We start from the raw sequence: 17200 nt of genomic DNA, 5'->3' as shown, positions 1-17200 counted from the left end.
AAAGATATAGTAATAACAGATACGAATAAGGTAGATGGAATTATATTAGATAAAACAGAGTTAGTACCTAGCGAAACAGCAACAGGAACAGTAACGCATGCAATAACGCAGGCGGATTTAGATGCAGGAACTATAGTTAATCCAGCAATATTTAATGCAAAAGATTCAAAAGATGTAGCATTAACACCTAAAACAGAACCAGCAACAGTAAATGGAGTAATTGCTTCAAGTATAGAGGTACATAAGACGATTCCAGGAACAGAGGAATTTCAGTATACAAAAGCAGGAGATAAGATAACATACAATTTCAGTGTAAAGAATACAGGAAATACGACTTTAAACACTCTCGCTGTATCGGATCCTAAGATAACTGCAGGTATAGTACTGGATAAAAGTATTCTTGCTCCAGGAGAAACGACAAAAGGAAGCGGAGAGTATACAGTAACGCAGGCTGATGTAGATGCAGGGCAGGTAGAAAATACAGCGACATTTACAGGAACAGATCCTAAGGGTAATCCACTAACTGAAAAGGATTCAGTAACAGCTAAAGGAAAGGTAGCAAATGAATTTACAGTAACAAATACTCCAGAGATAAAGGATGGAGAAAAAGTAGTAAATGAGTACAGTAAGGTCGGAGACATAGTAACATATACAGTGACTCTGAAAAATACTGGTACAGGAACTTTAAAAGATATAGTAATAACAGATACGAATAAGGTAGATGGAATTATATTAGATAAAACAGAGTTAGTACCTAGCGAAACAGCAACAGGAACAGTAACGCATGCAATAACGCAGGCGGATTTAGATGCAGGAACTATAGTTAATCCAGCAATATTTAATGCAAAAGATTCAAAAGATGTAGCATTAACACCTAAAACAGAACCAGCAACAGTAAATGGAATATTTATAGTAGACTTATCAATACAGAAAACTGTATCGGATGATAATGGAAATGATAAAGCCGAAACTGATGAGAGATTGAAATATATTATAACAGTTAATAATAACTCCAATATTACAATAACTGATTCTAAATTGATTGATACTTTAGCTTCAAGATTTTTCTATGGACAAAAACCTAAAAATCTGGAAGTGAAAGGAACATCATATCAGGGGAATTTAAAAACAGGTATGACATTGGATAGTATCCCGGTGGGTAAATCAGTTGAAGTAGCTTTTGAAATGACTGCCTCATATCCAGCAGATGTATTGCCGGGAGAAAAGATAGAAAATACAGCAAGGATCTCTTATGGAAAAGAGAGTAAAGATGCTACAGCTGAAATCCCTGTTATTTCAATCTCAAGTCTAGACCTAGACATAAAACTTCAGGTTGAGGATCTAGGAGGAGATGGATTTGAAAGGGGAGACGGGATAGTAGATGATGGTGAGGAGGCTGAGTATACTATCTCCATAACTAATCCGACACCGGTAAATGCTGTAAATGTATTGGTATCAGATGATTATAAGGGGTTATACCTGTATAAAAATAATTCATATAAATATGTTTCGTCTGATGCAAAAAAATTAACTGGAAATGATTTAAAGGATGGAGTAATTTTGCCTGAAATAAAGGCAGGAGAAACGATAAAGTTAAAATTTATGGTGGGATTCAGCTATGAAGAAAAAAAGGTAGACCAGGATGATACGATTCCAAATGAAGCTTATCTTTCACTTCAAAAAACTTCACTTCTTAAAAGTTTGAGGAGATCAATTGCTCCTATAAATAAAAGTTCCAATAAAGTGGTATTGAAAGTTGCTAAACCTACATATACTCTCTCGAAGGAGATCAGGAATAAGAACGATGAATTTTATCCGGGAGATATAGTAGTTTATGACATCACTCTGGAAAATACTTCTGCAGTTGTTGGAAAAAATATAAAAATAGAGGATAAGGTCAGTGAAATTAAGGCTTTTGAAAGCTGGACATGGGAATCAGGAACATCAAAAACACCTGAATCACTCCTTAAAATCAACCTGAGAAAAGATCTTTCGGAGAATGGAATAGTACTATTGGCTGGAGAAACTAAAAGATATACTGTAGTCGGAAGACTGAAAGACAGCATCTCAAAGGGAGAAGTAGTAAATACAGTAAGAGCAGGAGAAAATTTAGAAGTGCAGGCTGAGGCTACCCTTAAAGTGGAAGAGGCTCAGATAAAGGTAACCAAAACAGCTAAGAAAAAATGGGTTTCCATAGGAGACTTGATCAGCTATAAGATAACTGTTCAAAATTTATCGGGAAATAAAGGAACGGTACTTAAAAATTTAAGTTTAAAAGATATGATGCCTCCTGGATTTAAATATGCCGAAGGATCTGGAAAGGTAGATAGAAATGATGCTGATGTAGATATTAAGGGCAGAACCATTTATTTCAATGATTTAGAGCTTGTAGAAGACAAAAAAATTGAAATAACTTATATTTTGAGAATTGGAACAGGAGTAAAACCTGGATCTTACAAAAATAAAGCATGGGTAGAAAATATGTCTGGAAAAAACCTGTCTAACATCGGTGAAGCCAGTGTGGAAGTTATAAATGATCCGTTATTTAATAGTACGGTAATAATAGGAAAAGTCTTCCATGACAGGGATAATGACGGCTGGCAGGACGATGCCAATGCCTATGACATCAGAGTGGAGACCCTTTCTTCTCAAGACAACTACCTAGATGGTTCTGTAAAAAATGGAGATGAAGAGTGGAGAATTTCTTCAGAGTCTGAAGAATTAATTTTAGGAAACCTTGAAGGAAGGGGAGACGAGAGTGAAAGAGCTCAAAAGGTAATTTTAAGAAGAAGAATAAAAGATCCTAAAAAAATAGGTGATGTCCTGATTAAATCAAAAGAGGGATCAAATATTATTTTAAAATCCACAGGTGAGATTTTAAGAAACCATAGTGGGAATAGAAACCTTACAGGTGTCGATCTAAAAGTAGTCAGAAGAGTAATAAAAGACCCTAAATACAGGGAAGAACTTAAGGATGTTAAGAGTCTTAAAAAAGTAAGGATAGAGAATTTTATAGAACCTATATATTTTGATTCAGCATATGCCGATATCAGAGATAGTGAAAATGAAAAATTAAAACAATATCTGGAAAAATCGAGTAATAAAAAGAATCTTAAATTAATAATTGTAGGTTATACTGATTCTCAAAGACTTTCTAAAAGAGCAGAGTATAAAAACAATTATGAGTTGTCTATTGCAAGAGCTAATACTTTAAAAGACTACCTTTCAATGAAGTTAGATCTTTCGGAAGAGATCTTTGCTATAGAGGGAAAAGGTGCTGAAAATCCTAAAGGAAGCAATAGAACAAGCAGTGGAAGACAGCTTAACAGAAGAACGGAGATCGTTATAGAGTATGATGAGGAAGTCATGAAACAAATACCTTTAAAGATAGATGAAAGTGACTACTTTGAAGAGATAGAGATAAGAAATAACGGGATTTTAGAAGAGGGAATTCCAGGGGTAAGACTTGCCACAGTGGAAGGATTAGTAATTGAAACCGATCAGTTTGGAAGATATCATGTAGACGGCATAGATGATATCCCGGATAGGGGTAAAAACTTTATTATTAAAGTAGATAAGGTTACCCTGCCTTCAGGGACAGAGTTTACTACAGAAAATCCAAGGGTAAAAACTCTTACCAAGGTTATGGAAAAGTTTAACTTCGGAGTAAAAATTCCCAAAGTAAAAAGAAGAGTTAAGGAAAAAGAGATAAAAGTAAGAATTGGAAGTGTATTCTTTCCAACAGATAAATGGAATATAAGAGAGGATCAGATAGATAACCTAAAAAAAATATCATTGCTCCTTACTGAGTATAGGGGTGGAGTTATTGTGGTAGAAGGAAATACTGACAGCCGGGCATCAAATAAATATAATGAGATTCTGGCACTAAAAAGAGCAAAATCTATTGAGAAAGAGTTGGAAAAAATAATGGGGAAAGATATGATTTCTAATGTAAAAATTGTTACAGACCTCTCTGGAGGTGAAAGATAATGAATAAAAAAAGAATATTTATGGCTGTTATCTTTCTTATGTTATTGGGAGTATATGCTTTAGCGGAAACCGTTGTTTCTACACAGGGAGATTTTGAGGAATCTCCCGTTGAAAAACAACTTCCCTATAATGTGGAATTGATATCAAATGGTGAGGAAAAGCCAGTGATAGAAAATAATACTTTTGAAGGAATGAAGCAGAATAGAAGAACAGATGTGATATACAGAAACAGGATAAAGCTTGAAAATAACAAGGGTCTTTTATGGGCTGTTGTAGACCCGGTGACAATATCTCCTAAGCTGAATATTACTTCTGAAAGGGGAGAAATAGTTCCAGGGATGGAAAGCTGGTTTAAAATTTATACCAACTACAGTGAATTTATAAAAAAATGGGAAATAGAGATATACAAAAGAGGTGAAGATACCCCTTTTATAAATATTGAAGGAACTGATATTGATTTTTCTAAAAAAATATTATGGACTCCTCCTAAGGAATTTTTTCCCGGGGATGAGATTGAATATAGGGTTAAAGTCTGGGATGGACAGGGTAATTTTGATGAAACTTTATTGAAATCTATGGAAGTTGTTACAGAAGAAAGATGGGAAAAGAACACCCCGGCAGAGGAAAAAGGTAAAAGAAGAAAAGAGGGAGGAGAAATTTATGGAAGAAGTGCCCTCCTCATTCATAATATTCCTTTAGATGCTGCTAAGGTAAGGTTTTATGGCCGTGATTTTGAAGAAGATATGAAACTTTACTTGGGGAAAAAAGAGATCCCTGTTGATAAAAATGGGAAATTTGCCTTTGAAGAACATTTTTCTCCAGGAGCTCATATTTTGGATCTTAGAATTATCGATAAAGAGGAAGTATTTCACTATCCATTGGAGATAGAGGTTCCGGATAAATATAATTTTATTGTGGGGATCGCCGATGTAAAGAGCGGAAAATATAATGTTTCCGGAAACGATGAGATCCTTTCAAAGGACCATCATTATGATGAATCTTTTTATACCGATGGCAGAGTGGCTTTTTATTCTAAAAACAGATATAAAAAATACCTCCTTACTGCCCATATGGATACCAGGGAAGATGAACTGAAAAATATATTCAGCAATTTGGATGAAAGGGATAATAGAAGTGTCTTCAGGGATATACAGAGGGACATGTATTACACAACTTATGGGGATGAATCTACAACCTACAGTGATGTTAATACCCAGGGGAAACTTTATCTGAAGTTGGAGTGGGATAAAAATAACTTTATATGGGGGAACTATAACACCGGATTTACGGGGACTGAATTTGCCAACTATAACAGAAGTCTTTATGGGGCAAAATTAGATTTGAGAAGCAGAAAAAGTACCCCATGGGGAGAAGATAAAAATAGTTTAAAAGCCTTTATCTCTCAGCCGGGGACAATATTTGCCCATGATTCATTTTTAGGAACTGGGGGAAGTCTCTACTACCTGAAGCATACAGATATGGTAGTCGGAAGTGAAAAAGTCTGGGTGGAGATAAAGGATAAAAAAACCGGTCTGGTAGTGGAAAACCTATACCTTACAGGTGGAGAAGACTATGAAATAGAATATTTCCAGGGGAGGATAATCCTTTCAAGACCCCTTATGCAAATAGTAAAGGATGGACAGGATGGTTCTATAATAAAAGATGACCCTTTAGACGGGAAGGAAGCCTATCTGAGAACCGATTATGAATTTTATTCTACAGGAACAGTTGATGATGACCTTTCCGGCGGGATAAGAGGGGGAACCTGGGTTAATGAGGGAATTTATGCAGGGGGAACCTATGTAGAGGGAAATGACAATGATTTAGATTATACTCTCAAGGAAGCCGACATGATTCTCAGAAAAACTAGAGATACTTTTTTGAGATTGGAAGTAGCAGAGAGTGAAGGACGGGAATCCGGAAGCAAGTTCTACTCCGACGACGGAGGACTCTCATTTAGAGAAATAAATGAAAATGAAAAAAATCAAAGCGGAAAAGCTTACTCAGTGAAGGGGAAAACCAGATTATCAGATCTGAGTGAAGGGCTCAGTGATAATGTACTTGCTGAAGGCTGGTACAGAAAAAAAGAAAAAGGATTTTCAACTTCAAGTCTTGAGGATGACCGGGAAGAACTTAATTATGGAGCTAAGGCTACCTATCAGTATTCTAAAAAACTGAAATTGAAGTTTTATTATGATTATTCAGAAGCTGTTACCGATGAAAAAGAAGAGGAAAAAAACTTAGGAGCAGCAGCTTACTACAGATATGAAAAACTTCTCCTAAGTACAGAACTTAAGGGAAACCATGAAGAGGATGCAGATGAAAAGGGAGACGGATTTCTTGGAGGAATCAAGGGAGAATATTTCTTTACTCCTTCGACTTCCCTGTATACAGCTCTCCAGGGAACCCTCTATAAAGATGGGGATTATGAAACAAATGATATGATAACCCTAGGTGGAAAGACAAAGTTAGGAGATAAACTGAGGGTTGATTTAGAGTCAAGTCAGGGATCCAGAGGAGATTCTGTTCAGGCAGGATTGGACTATTCCTTTGGACAAAATCATGATATGTATGTGAACTACCTCATGTCTGAAGATGAAGGTGAAAGGGGAAAAACTCTCACCTTCGGACAAAAAGCTAAAATGGGCGAAAGATACAATGTCTATCAGGAAAATCAATTTGTTAACAGCGATGCAGATGGAAATGGATTAATTCAAAGTTATGGGCTGGACTTTGATGCTACAAAAAAGCTCAGAACAGGAATTTCCTACCAACAGGGAGACCTCGATAAAAAAGATGATGTAATAAGAAGACGTAGTGTGAGTCTTTTTTCGTCCTATGATGCCAGAGTGATCTTCTTAAGAAATAAATTGGAATATAGAAGAGATAAAGGGCAGGATGAAAAGAAACATCAGTGGCTTACAGCCAATAGATTGAAATATGTTTTCAACAATGAATGGACCTTTCAGGGTAAGGGAAATTTTTCTTACACAGAAGACGAAGTTTCCAATAAAAATGATGCAAGATTTGCAGAACTCAGTATTGGTGCAGCCTATAGACCTGTATGGAGTGACAGGTTGAATATAATCAGTAAATACACTTATTTATATGATCTTCCTAGCGAGGGACAGGATGAATCTGTTAACGATGAAAAAGCGCATATTTTTGCAATTGAAGAGATATATGATCTCAATGAAAAATGGAGTTTAGGAGGAAAAGTAGCCTATAAAAGATCTATGCTCAGAGAGGGCAGAGATGATGGGAACTGGTTTAGCAACTCTACGGAACTCTATGCTGTGAAAGGCCTTTACCACATTATTAAAAAATGGGATATTATGGGAGAGTACCACTGGCTTGTATCCAGAGATGCAGAGGATATGTCAGAGGGATGTCTTGTTTCTGTTCAATATCATGTTAATAATAATATGAAGGTTGGAGTAGGATATAACTTTACTTCTTTTGATGATGATCTGACAAAGAGGGATTATGACGCAAAGGGATGGTTTATAAACTTTATAGGAAAACTTTAAAAAAAGGAGGAGCTCGGCTCCTCCTTTTTGATATTGGATTACTTCTCCTCTATTTTCAATGAAAATCTTCCTAAATTATCTATTATCTCAAAGATTAAAATAGCTGCCAGTTTAGAGGTGATATTTCCAGAATCATATCTTGGAGATACCTCGGCTATATCAAAACTAACTGTTTTTCCAGTACCTGCAATATGCCTTATAAGTTCCCTGCCGGATTTTGGATGGATCCCAAAGGGCTGGGGTGCACTTACTCCGGGAGCATATGCAGATGAAAATACATCTGTACATACGGTTACATATATATGATCATTTTCCTCTATAAACATATTTAACTTATTTTTTACTTCCAGTTCCTTATAGTCATTGATATCCCGGGCTAAGATATACTGAGCTCCAAATTTATCAGCTGTTTTAAAGAGGGATCTTGTATTTCCGTATTTTTGAATTCCCAATACAAAGTAGGAGAAATCTAATTCCCGCTCTTTACACTGGTTAGCTATCTGTAAAAACATGGTACCAGAACTAGTCTGTTCCTCATAAGGTCTCATGTCAAAATGTGCATCGAAGTTTATTATCCCGATTTTCGGTTTCTTCTGGTATCTGGATACCACATCTAAGATTCCATTATAAGTACCAAAAGCCACCTCATGTCCCCCTCCTAAGACTATTGGAAACATCCCCAAGGCTATGATCTTGGATACTGCTGTAGAAAGGGCTTTTTGAGCACCTTCTAAATCTTCATCTATACAAAATATGTTTCCAGCATCGTAGAGGGTTACATCTTCCCTGGTTTTAGGGAAATTACACATCTCACGACGTATGGAATTGGGACCTTCTGCAGCTCCTACATTTCCCTTATTTCTTTCAATCCCTTCATCACTGGAAAATCCAATAAAACAGACTGCATTTTTAAATTTAAGATCTTCTAAGTTGTCTTCCAGGTCGATCACTTCAATAGTCTGATGCCATCTGAGAGAATCAGGATCCTGTCCGTCAATTCGTCCCGTCCATACATTTTTTTTTACCCTTCGGTAGTTTCTAAAAAATTCCTTATTTATATATTTATATTTCTTTAAAGATTCCAATTTTTCTTTCCTCCTAATGCCTGTGGCAAACTGTATGGATAATTCATGAATTACCTCTTAGTAAATTCAAACTATTTTTCTAACAAAAGTTTACTCTATTTTTCATTAAAAATCAATTTTTAACTGACATATTTATTTTCACTATTAATGTAGAAATCGTGTTATTTTAGCACTATTCGGTTGACTTTCATATTTAAATAGAGTAATAAAGGAGTAGCAAAGAAATACGAGGGGGGAAAAATGTCAAAGATATTAATTGAAAATCAAAAATTGTCCATAGAGGATATAGTAAATGTAGCCAGATTTAACTTTAAGGTGAAATTAGGTGATAGTGCAAAAGAGAGGATAAATACAGCCCGGGCTGTGGTGGATAAATTTGTTGCTGAAGGGAAGGTATCTTATGGTATCACAACTGGATTTGGTAAATTTTCCGATGTAGTTATCTCAAAGGAAGAGACAAATGACCTCCAGAGAAATCTTATCATCAGTCACGCTTGCGGAGTAGGAGAACCATTTGCTGAAGAGATCGTAAGAGCCATGATGGTCCTTCGTGTAAATTCATTGACAAAGGGGAATTCCGGTATCAGATTGTTAACTGTAGAAAAATTAATAGAACTTTTAAATAAAGAGGTACATCCGGTAATTCCTGAAAAGGGATCTCTGGGAGCTTCGGGAGACTTGGCACCCCTATCACATATGGTATTAACTATGCTTGGATTAGGAGAGGCTTTCTATAAGGGTGAAAGGATGGATAGTGTTAAAGCCCTTGAGCTGGCAGGGATAGAACCACTGCCATACTTGACTTCTAAAGAGGGATTAGCATTGATTAACGGGACTCAGGCTATGACAGCTGTGGGAGTTTTGACTATCTATGACGCATTGAACTTATCTAAGATAGCTGATATTGCAGGAGCACTGACTATGGAGGCTCTTACTGGAATAAAATGTGCATTGGATCCTAGGGTACACAAAGTTAGGGGTCACAGCGGTCAGATAGATACTGCTAAAAACCTTTTAAACTTAATAGATGGAAGTAAGATGATTACCAAACAGGGAGATTTAAGAGTTCAGGATGCATATGCCCTGAGATGTATGCCGCAAATCCATGGTGCAAGTAAGGATGCCCTTAGATTCATAAAGGAAAAAATAGAGATAGAGGTAAATGCTGTGACAGACAATCCGTTGATCTTCCCTGAAACAGAGGAATCTATCTCAGCAGGAAACTTTCATGGACAGCCTATGGCGCTGCCACTGGATTATATGGGAATAGCACTGGCAGAATTAGCCAATGTTTCTGAAAGAAGACTGGAAAGACTGGTAAATCCCGCTTTAAGCAATGGACTGCCGGCATTTTTAACTAAATTTGGAGGGGTGCATTCTGGATTTATGATCGTTCAGTACAGTGCTGCCTCGGTGGTATCGGAAAATAAAGTGTTAGCTCATCCTGCCTCGGTGGATTCTATCCCGTCTTCTGCAAACCAGGAGGATCATGTATCTATGGGAACAATTGCAGGAAGAAAGGCCAGAGAGATCATGAAAAATGCAAGACATGTGATAGCTATGGAGATCTTAGGAGCTTGTCAGGCTATCGACTTGAGAGAGGAAAATTTCCTAGGTAGGGGAACTGAAATTGCCTATAATTTTATCAGGGAAGACGTAAAATTTGTCAATGAAGATGTGGTTATGTATAAATATATAAATAAGTGCTATGAACTAATTTCTAATAAAGAGATGATAGACAGGGTAGAGGAAGTAGTGGGGGAACTATTATAATTTTTAATAAAAAACAAGGGTAAAAAAAATTTATAACTAATAAAAGGAGAGAATCATAATGTTTACAAATAACGACATAAAAGATGCAATGACTATAAAATTAACCGATATACCAAAGGAAACTCCTAAATTTGATTCTAAATACAGAAGAGCTCCTAAAAGAAGTCTTACACTGTCTCAAGATGAGGTAGAATTAGCTATAAAAAATGCGTTGAGATATATACCAGAGGAATTTCATGCTGAATTAGCACCTGAATTTTTGGAAGAATTATATGAAACTGGAAGAATTTACGGGTATAGGTTTAGACCAGAAGGTAGATTATCCGGGAAATCTATCGATGAGTATAAAGGGAAATGTATGGAAGGTAAAGCATTCCAGGTAATGATGGATAACAACTTAGATTTTGATATCTGTTTATATCCCTATGAACTGGTAACTTACGGGGAAACCGGGCAGGTATGCCAGAACTGGATGCAGTATCAGTTAATTAAAAGATATTTGGAAGAGTTAACTCAAGACCAGACTTTAGTGATTCAGTCCGGGCATCCAATGGGATTATTCAGGTCCCATCCTTCTGCTCCTAGAACTATTATTACAAATGCACTTATGGTAGGGATGTTTGACGACGATGAAAACTATATCAGGGCAGCGGCATTAGGAGTAGCAAACTATGGTCAAATGACTGCCGGTGGATGGATGTATATAGGGCCTCAAGGGATAGTTCATGGGACTTATTCCACTATCTTAAATGCAGGTAGATTATTTTTAGGAGTACCTCAGGATGGAGACCTGAAAGGTAAACTGTTTGTAACTTCCGGATTAGGAGGAATGTCAGGAGCCCAGGGTAAAGCTGTTGAGATTGCAAATGGTGTGGGAATAATAGCAGAGGTAGATTATTCAAGGATAGAAACTAGACATTCCCAGGGGTGGGTATCCAGTATAGCTAGTTCTCCTAAGGAGGCTTTTGATCAGGTAGAAGCTTATTTTAAAGCGGAAAAGCCTGCTGCAATAGCATTCCATGGAAATATCGTGGACTTATTGGAATATGCTGCAGATAATAATATAAATATTGATCTACTGTCTGACCAGACTTCTTGTCATGCAGTTTATGACGGTGGGTACTGCCCGCAGGGAATTTCTTTTGAAGAGAGAACCAGGCTGTTAGCAGAGGATAAAGATAAATTTATAGAATTGGTAAATACTACACTGGTAAGTCACTACAATGTGATAAAAAGATTGACTGAACAAGGTACGTATTTCTTTGACTATGGAAATGCTTTCTTAAAATCTGTCTATGATGCCGGGGTAAAAGAGATCTCTAAAAATGGCAGGGACGATAAAGGCGGGTTCATCTATCCTTCATATGTAGAAGATGTATTGGGACCTGAGTTATTTGATTACGGGTACGGGCCATTTAGATGGGTCTGCCTGAGCGGAAAAAAAGAAGATCTTTTAAAAACAGATGCAGCTGCTATGAGCTGTATCGATCCTAACAGAAGATACCAGGACAGAGATAACTATATCTGGGTAAGAGACGCCGATAAAAATGGATTAGTAGTAGGAACCCAGGCCAGAATCCTGTACCAGGATGCCATGGGAAGAACCAACATTGCATTGAAATTCAATGAAATGGTAAGAAATGGAGAGGTCGGTCCTATCATGCTTGGACGTGATCATCATGATGTATCAGGAACAGACTCACCCTTTAGAGAAACTTCTAATATCAAGGATGGATCAAATATAATGGCAGATATGGCTACCCATTGTTTTGCCGGAAATGCGGCTCGTGGAATGAGTTTAATAGCTCTTCACAATGGTGGAGGAGTAGGTATAGGAAAATCCATCAACGGTGGATTTGGAATGGTGTTAGACGGGTCTAAGAGAGTCGACGACATCCTGTATCAGGCTATGCCGTGGGATGTAATGGGAGGAGTGGCCAGACGTGCTTGGGCTAGAAATAAGAACTCCATCACTACATCTATGGAATACAATAAAAATAATGTAGGAACGGACCATATTACCCTGCCTTATATTCCAAATGAAGATTTGATTAAAAATTTAGTAGCTAAGAAATTTAACTAGAATTTAGAGAGGCAGATCCTAATGGGGTCTGCCTCTTTTTAGATTCTTTCACTCTTCTTTTTTATGGTTTCTCTTCCAAAAAAGAAACCAAAGCAGTAATGATTAACACTTTTAAAATCCGAAGTTTATAGTCGTTCCGCTTCGGCAGTAGTGTTTCTCAATGACGATTGTGACAGAGGTTATTGCTTCGTCTTCCCCATTTAGGGGAAAACATAACGAGGAAGTGTAAGAAACCTTCTTGATTTTCTTTCCCCCTTATCTTGTATCAAGACAAGAAAGGGGCCGTATCAAGGGCGGAATCCTTGGAACTTTCTTCTTACTCCTTCCTTATTGGCGTTTTCTCTAATAATAGAGAAAACTATAGCGATTCTCCGAAGAAAAATGAAAATTATTTTTAAATGCCAGGGAGAAAGGAATATGTTATCGTACGGGTAATTCATGAATTACCCCCTACATAAATTTAAAATACTTTCTCTTGGTTTTAACCCAAAAACAAAAATCCAGCGATCATCAGAGTTTCTTCCGTGTATGCGACAGCATCAGTGTTCGATTTCTTTTAAATCCTTTGAACACGGATCTCTTTGAGATACACTGAAAACCCTTTAATCTACACAGATAAAAATCTTTTTTCTTTGTTCACTTAAATATTCCATAAGAATGAGGAGGTTTCTTGAATGTGCCCGTCTGCTGTTTTTGTATGATAATGTTTTTTAATTGACAAAAGAAAAAATAACTAGTATATTGAAAAAGTTACAAGAAATAATAAGGGGAGGTGATTTAAATATGGAAACTGCAATAATAGGACTATAATTTAAGCAGAAAATAATATATCACTGTTTTATTATAGCCTTAATTTACCTAAAATAAATTAATATGAGGTGAGTGATATTTTGAATAAAATAAATATAACAAATTTAAGTTTTTCCTATGAAAATCCCTATAAGGAGATATTCAGTAAGTTAAATATAGAGATCGATACATCCTGGAAAACTATAATTTATGGGAAAAACGGCAGAGGAAAGAGTACACTGTTAAAGTTAATAGATGGTGAACTGATTAAAGATGGCGGGGAAATAAAGTGTGATAAAACATTTTTTAATTTTTCTTTCCAGCAGAAAGTAAATGAGAGTACCAGGGTATTGGACTTTATTAAAGATAACCTGGGGCCTTATAAACTCTATGAAGATGAGATGGAAAAATTATTATTAGATCCAACCCAGGATAACTTGATTAAATACGGGGAAGTCGAGGAAAAATACAGAGAATTAGACGGTTACCAAATTGAAAGTTTAATAGAAAAAGAGCTATTGAATATAAATTTGGACCTCGATATTTTAAATCGGTTTTACAACTCCTTGAGCGGGGGAGAAAAAACGAAGATACAGTTAATCTCATTATTTTTGAAGAAAAACAGTTTTCCCCTGATAGATGAACCTACAAATCATCTGGATATTGAATCCAGAAAATTAATAGGACAGTATCTAAAAAATCAGAAGAGAGGTTTCATCTGTATATCTCATGACAGGAAGTTTTTGAATACGGTAGGAGATCATATCCTTCATCTGCACAGCAGAAGGGAAGCTAAGATCTATAACACAACATTCTTTAAGTTTGAAGAAAATTATCTGAAGTTATTAGAGAGTGAGCAAAAGAAAAATATTTTACTTAAAAATCAGATAAACAGGGATAAGGAAAGTTTGAAACAAAAAGAAAATTGGGCAGCATCCACCGAAGATAAGAAGCGTGGTGCTTTAGACAAAGGTTTTCAAGGCAGAAAGGCTGCAAAAATGATGAAAACAGCTAAAAGTTATGAAAGAAAATATTTAGATAAGATAGATGATAAAGAAAAATTAGTCCAGTTTTTTGAGAAAGAATATGAGATTAAATTTAAAGATATTAAGCTGCTGCCTCAAAAAGTTTTAAGGGTGGATAATCTGAATATCAGCTATGCAGATAAAAAAATCATATCAAATTTATCATTTAGTATAGACCGTGGTGAAAGAGTAGCAATTATTGGCCCCAATGGGAGCGGGAAAACAAGTATTATTAAAGCTGTTTTAAACCAGATAAAATTTACAGGGAATATATTTATCGATCCGAGAATAAATATAGGTTATCTTCCCCAGGAGCTTCTGCCGAAAGACATGACCTTGGAAGAGTTCCTGATGGATTTAAATATCGACATTAAGTCATTTACTCCTTTTTTAGCTGCTTTTGATATCCGGGGTAACCTGCTCGGCAAAGATACTTCCCTCCTCAGTCAGGGGGAAACCAGAAAGCTGTATATGGCTTTAAATATCTATTTAGAGAAAGATTTTTTTTTATGGGATGAGCCGTTAAATTTTCTGGATCTCCATACCCGCACAAGAATTGAAAAAGCCATATTAAAATATAATCCGACTATTTTATTTATAGAGCACGATGATCTGTTTGTAGAAAGAATAGCAAATAAGGTTATTACTTTGAAAGGGAATTAAGAGGCTGAATCAGTATAGAATGAAAGAAAGATGGGTAAAATTTTAAACAATTAAAAGATGAAGAGAAAAGCAAAAAAATAGAGAATCATTACATAGCTTTAATAAAAAAAAAGTAGCCTAGGCTACTTTTTTTTACTATCCTATTGAGACAGCCTCTTTAAAAAAAGATCTCACTTATAGCCTGAGCTAACTCCTCCACATCTACATCTAAGTTTAGACTTTCTTTCAGATGTTTTACTTTTTCAATTTCAACCAGGTATTTTTTATCGGCTTTTTGGGCTTCTTGAGATCCGTTATTTTTTAAATTTTCAATCCCTGCCTCTGTGATTAAAACATCTAAAAAACCTTGTCCGTAGTTTTCAAATTTCTGGTTGCCTATCCCCTTAATCTTTAACATCTCCCACCTGTTGGTAGGTTTTTTGTCTGCCAGTTCCATTAAAGTTACATCGGACAAAAGGACGTATGGAGCTATTCCTTCTTTTTCTGCTATCTTACGCCGTACCTCATTTAACCTTTCAAAGACAGGATTTTCATAATAATCAAAGGATACAACTTCATTTTTCTTTCGGAGAACCTTGATATTTCCACTGAGTACATCAAATGATTTTTCATTTAATTTAAGCACAGGATATGATCCTGCCGTTTGATCTATATATCCTTCGGAGATGAGGTAGTTGATAAATTCCTCCAGCAGGTTTTTGTCGTAATCTTTAAAAATTCCAAAGGTTGAGATCTTATCCAGACCCTTTCTTGTGATTTTATCACTTGTCTCTCCCAACAGGAGGCGGATAACCATCCTGACACCTACATTTTCCCTGGATCTGCCGATACATGAGAGGACCTTTTGTGCATCCACAGTATTATTTTCCACATCCTTTAGACCGGTACAGTTACTGCAGTTCCCGCAGTAATTTTTGATCCTCCTGTCACCAAAATACTTCAATGTATATTCCCTCAGGCAGGATTTTATCTCGGTATAGGCTACCATCTTATCCAATTTTTTCAGTTTATCCCTCTTTAATACCGGAGAAAGATCTTTATTCATGTCTATAAAAAATTCTTGTGTACCGATATCTTCAGGGTAAAACATCAAGATACATTCAGCCTGCCCCCCGTCACGACCGCCACGGCCGGCCTCCTGATAGTAGCTTTCGATATCTTTGGGTATATTCCGGTGGATAACAAATCTTACATTGGATTTATCTATCCCCATCCCAAAGGCATTGGTGGCAATCATAACTCTGATATCACCGGTTATAAATTTATTTTGAAATTTTTTACGCTCATCGTCGGTAAGCCCTGCATGATATTTTCCCACGCTGAAATGCTTCAATCTCAAATAAGCATACAGGTTGTCCACTTCTTTTCGTGTAGAAGCGTAGATGATTCCGGGAGCTTTTCTATGGGTGTCCAAATAATCCACTAAAAATGATTCTGCATCTTCATTTTTTACAACTTTAAAAAATAAATTCTTCCGGTCAAACCCTCCTACAAATATTTTGGGGTTCCTCATCTCCAACAGATCTATGATATCTTCCTTTACCTTTGGGGTAGCTGTAGCCGTAAATGCCGTTATCTGTATATTCTGATCCAGTTTTTCAATAAATTTAGGGATTTCCAGATAAGATTTTCTGAAATCATGTCCCCATTGGGATATACAGTGGGCTTCATCTACAGCCACCATTCCTATCTGGAGAGAGGTCAGCAGGTTTATAAATTTAGCATTGAGGAGTCTTTCGGGAGCAATATACAGGAGTTTTAGTTTATGCTGCCGCAACTGCCTGATTATATCTACATATTCTTCCTTTGAGAGGGAACTGTTTATAAAAGCTGAAGGGATATTGGATATCTTCAGGGTATCTACCTGATCTTTCATGAGGGAGATCAGGGGGGAGATAACTATGGTAAGTTTAGGAGACAGCAGTGCCGGAATCTGATAACAGATAGATTTTCCGCTGCCAGTTGGAATTATCCCCAAAAGATTTCTTCCATCCAAAATAGAGGAGACTATCTCCTCTTGGCTGGTTCTGAATTTTTTATATCCAAAATATTGAAACAATATTTTCTCAGCTTTCTTTAACATAATCTACCTCTTTTATTACTTTATATTTTTTTAAAACTAACTTTTTTTGTCACGAATTACACAAATGATATGCTTTACTGCTATAACACAGAAGTTTTTTTGTTTTTAAGTTAAGACCTTCAATCTGAAGTTTATAGTCGTTCCGCTTCAGCAGTAGTGTTTCTACAATGACAATTGTG

At 36.3% G+C, this 17200-nt stretch carries 7 protein-coding genes; 5 read left to right on the top strand and 2 right to left on the bottom strand.

Annotated elements, in window-relative coordinates; all coding sequences use genetic code 11:
• Together DYH56_RS03885 and DYH56_RS03880 are read left to right on the top strand one after the other, a co-directional pair.
• Positions 1 to 3990: CLIPPER-2 domain-containing protein (locus DYH56_RS03885; protein ID WP_114641548.1), on the top strand; the 3990-nt coding region annotated here is incomplete at its 5' end.
• Complete coding sequence (locus DYH56_RS03880; RefSeq protein WP_114641547.1) at positions 3990 to 7520, top strand: hypothetical protein; 3531 nt, start codon at positions 3990 to 3992, stop codon at positions 7518 to 7520. The genes DYH56_RS03885 and DYH56_RS03880, both read left to right, overlap by 1 nt.
• Before the next feature lie 38 nt (positions 7521 to 7558).
• Here the strand turns inward: DYH56_RS03880 and hutG are convergent, their stop codons facing one another.
• Complete coding sequence (hutG, locus tag DYH56_RS03875; protein ID WP_199532966.1) at positions 7559 to 8605, bottom strand: formimidoylglutamase; 1047 nt, start codon at positions 8603 to 8605, stop codon at positions 7559 to 7561.
• Positions 8606 to 8845: 240 nt separating this feature from the next.
• On the opposite strand from hutG, the gene hutH reads away from it, so the two are divergent.
• The 3 genes from hutH to abc-f all read left to right on the top strand — a co-directional run bounded on the left by hutH (position 8846) and on the right by abc-f (position 14938).
• Positions 8846 to 10378: a histidine ammonia-lyase gene (gene hutH, locus DYH56_RS03870; RefSeq protein WP_114641546.1), complete on the top strand. Its 1533-nt coding sequence runs from the start codon at positions 8846 to 8848 to the stop codon at positions 10376 to 10378.
• 58 nt (positions 10379 to 10436) lie between these two features.
• Positions 10437 to 12461, top strand: a complete 2025-nt coding sequence (gene hutU / locus DYH56_RS03865; protein WP_114641545.1) for a urocanate hydratase — start codon at positions 10437 to 10439, stop codon at positions 12459 to 12461.
• Between the two features lie 890 nt (positions 12462 to 13351).
• The gene (gene abc-f, locus DYH56_RS03860; protein ID WP_158539044.1) at positions 13352 to 14938 is read left to right on the top strand and encodes a ribosomal protection-like ABC-F family protein; all 1587 of its coding nucleotides are present in this window, start codon (positions 13352 to 13354) and stop codon (positions 14936 to 14938) included.
• A 157-nt stretch (positions 14939 to 15095) separates the two neighbouring features.
• Here the strand turns inward: abc-f and recQ are convergent, their stop codons facing one another.
• Complete coding sequence (recQ, locus tag DYH56_RS03855) at positions 15096 to 17021, bottom strand: DNA helicase RecQ (protein ID WP_114641543.1); 1926 nt, start codon at positions 17019 to 17021, stop codon at positions 15096 to 15098.
• Between the last annotated feature and the right edge of the window lie 179 nt (positions 17022 to 17200).

Source organism: Psychrilyobacter piezotolerans (assembly GCF_003391055.1).
In the GTDB taxonomy this organism is placed as follows: Bacteria; Fusobacteriota; Fusobacteriia; order Fusobacteriales; family Fusobacteriaceae; genus Psychrilyobacter; species Psychrilyobacter piezotolerans.
The sequence above is the reverse complement of the archived record's forward strand: the minus strand, read 5'-3'. Positions and strand labels throughout refer to the sequence as shown.

What these genes read in the sequence shown, in the direction of transcription:
- DYH56_RS03880 (WP_114641547.1), top strand. Translation starts at nt 3,990, where the DNA reads ATGAATAAAAAAAGAATATTTATGGCTGTTATCTTTCTTATGTTATTG.
- hutH (WP_114641546.1), top strand. Translation starts at nt 8,846, where the DNA reads ATGTCAAAGATATTAATTGAAAATCAAAAATTGTCCATAGAGGATATA.
- hutU (WP_114641545.1), top strand. Translation starts at nt 10,437, where the DNA reads ATGTTTACAAATAACGACATAAAAGATGCAATGACTATAAAATTAACC.
- recQ (WP_114641543.1), bottom strand. Translation starts at nt 17,021, where the DNA reads ATGTTAAAGAAAGCTGAGAAAATATTGTTTCAATATTTTGGATATAAA.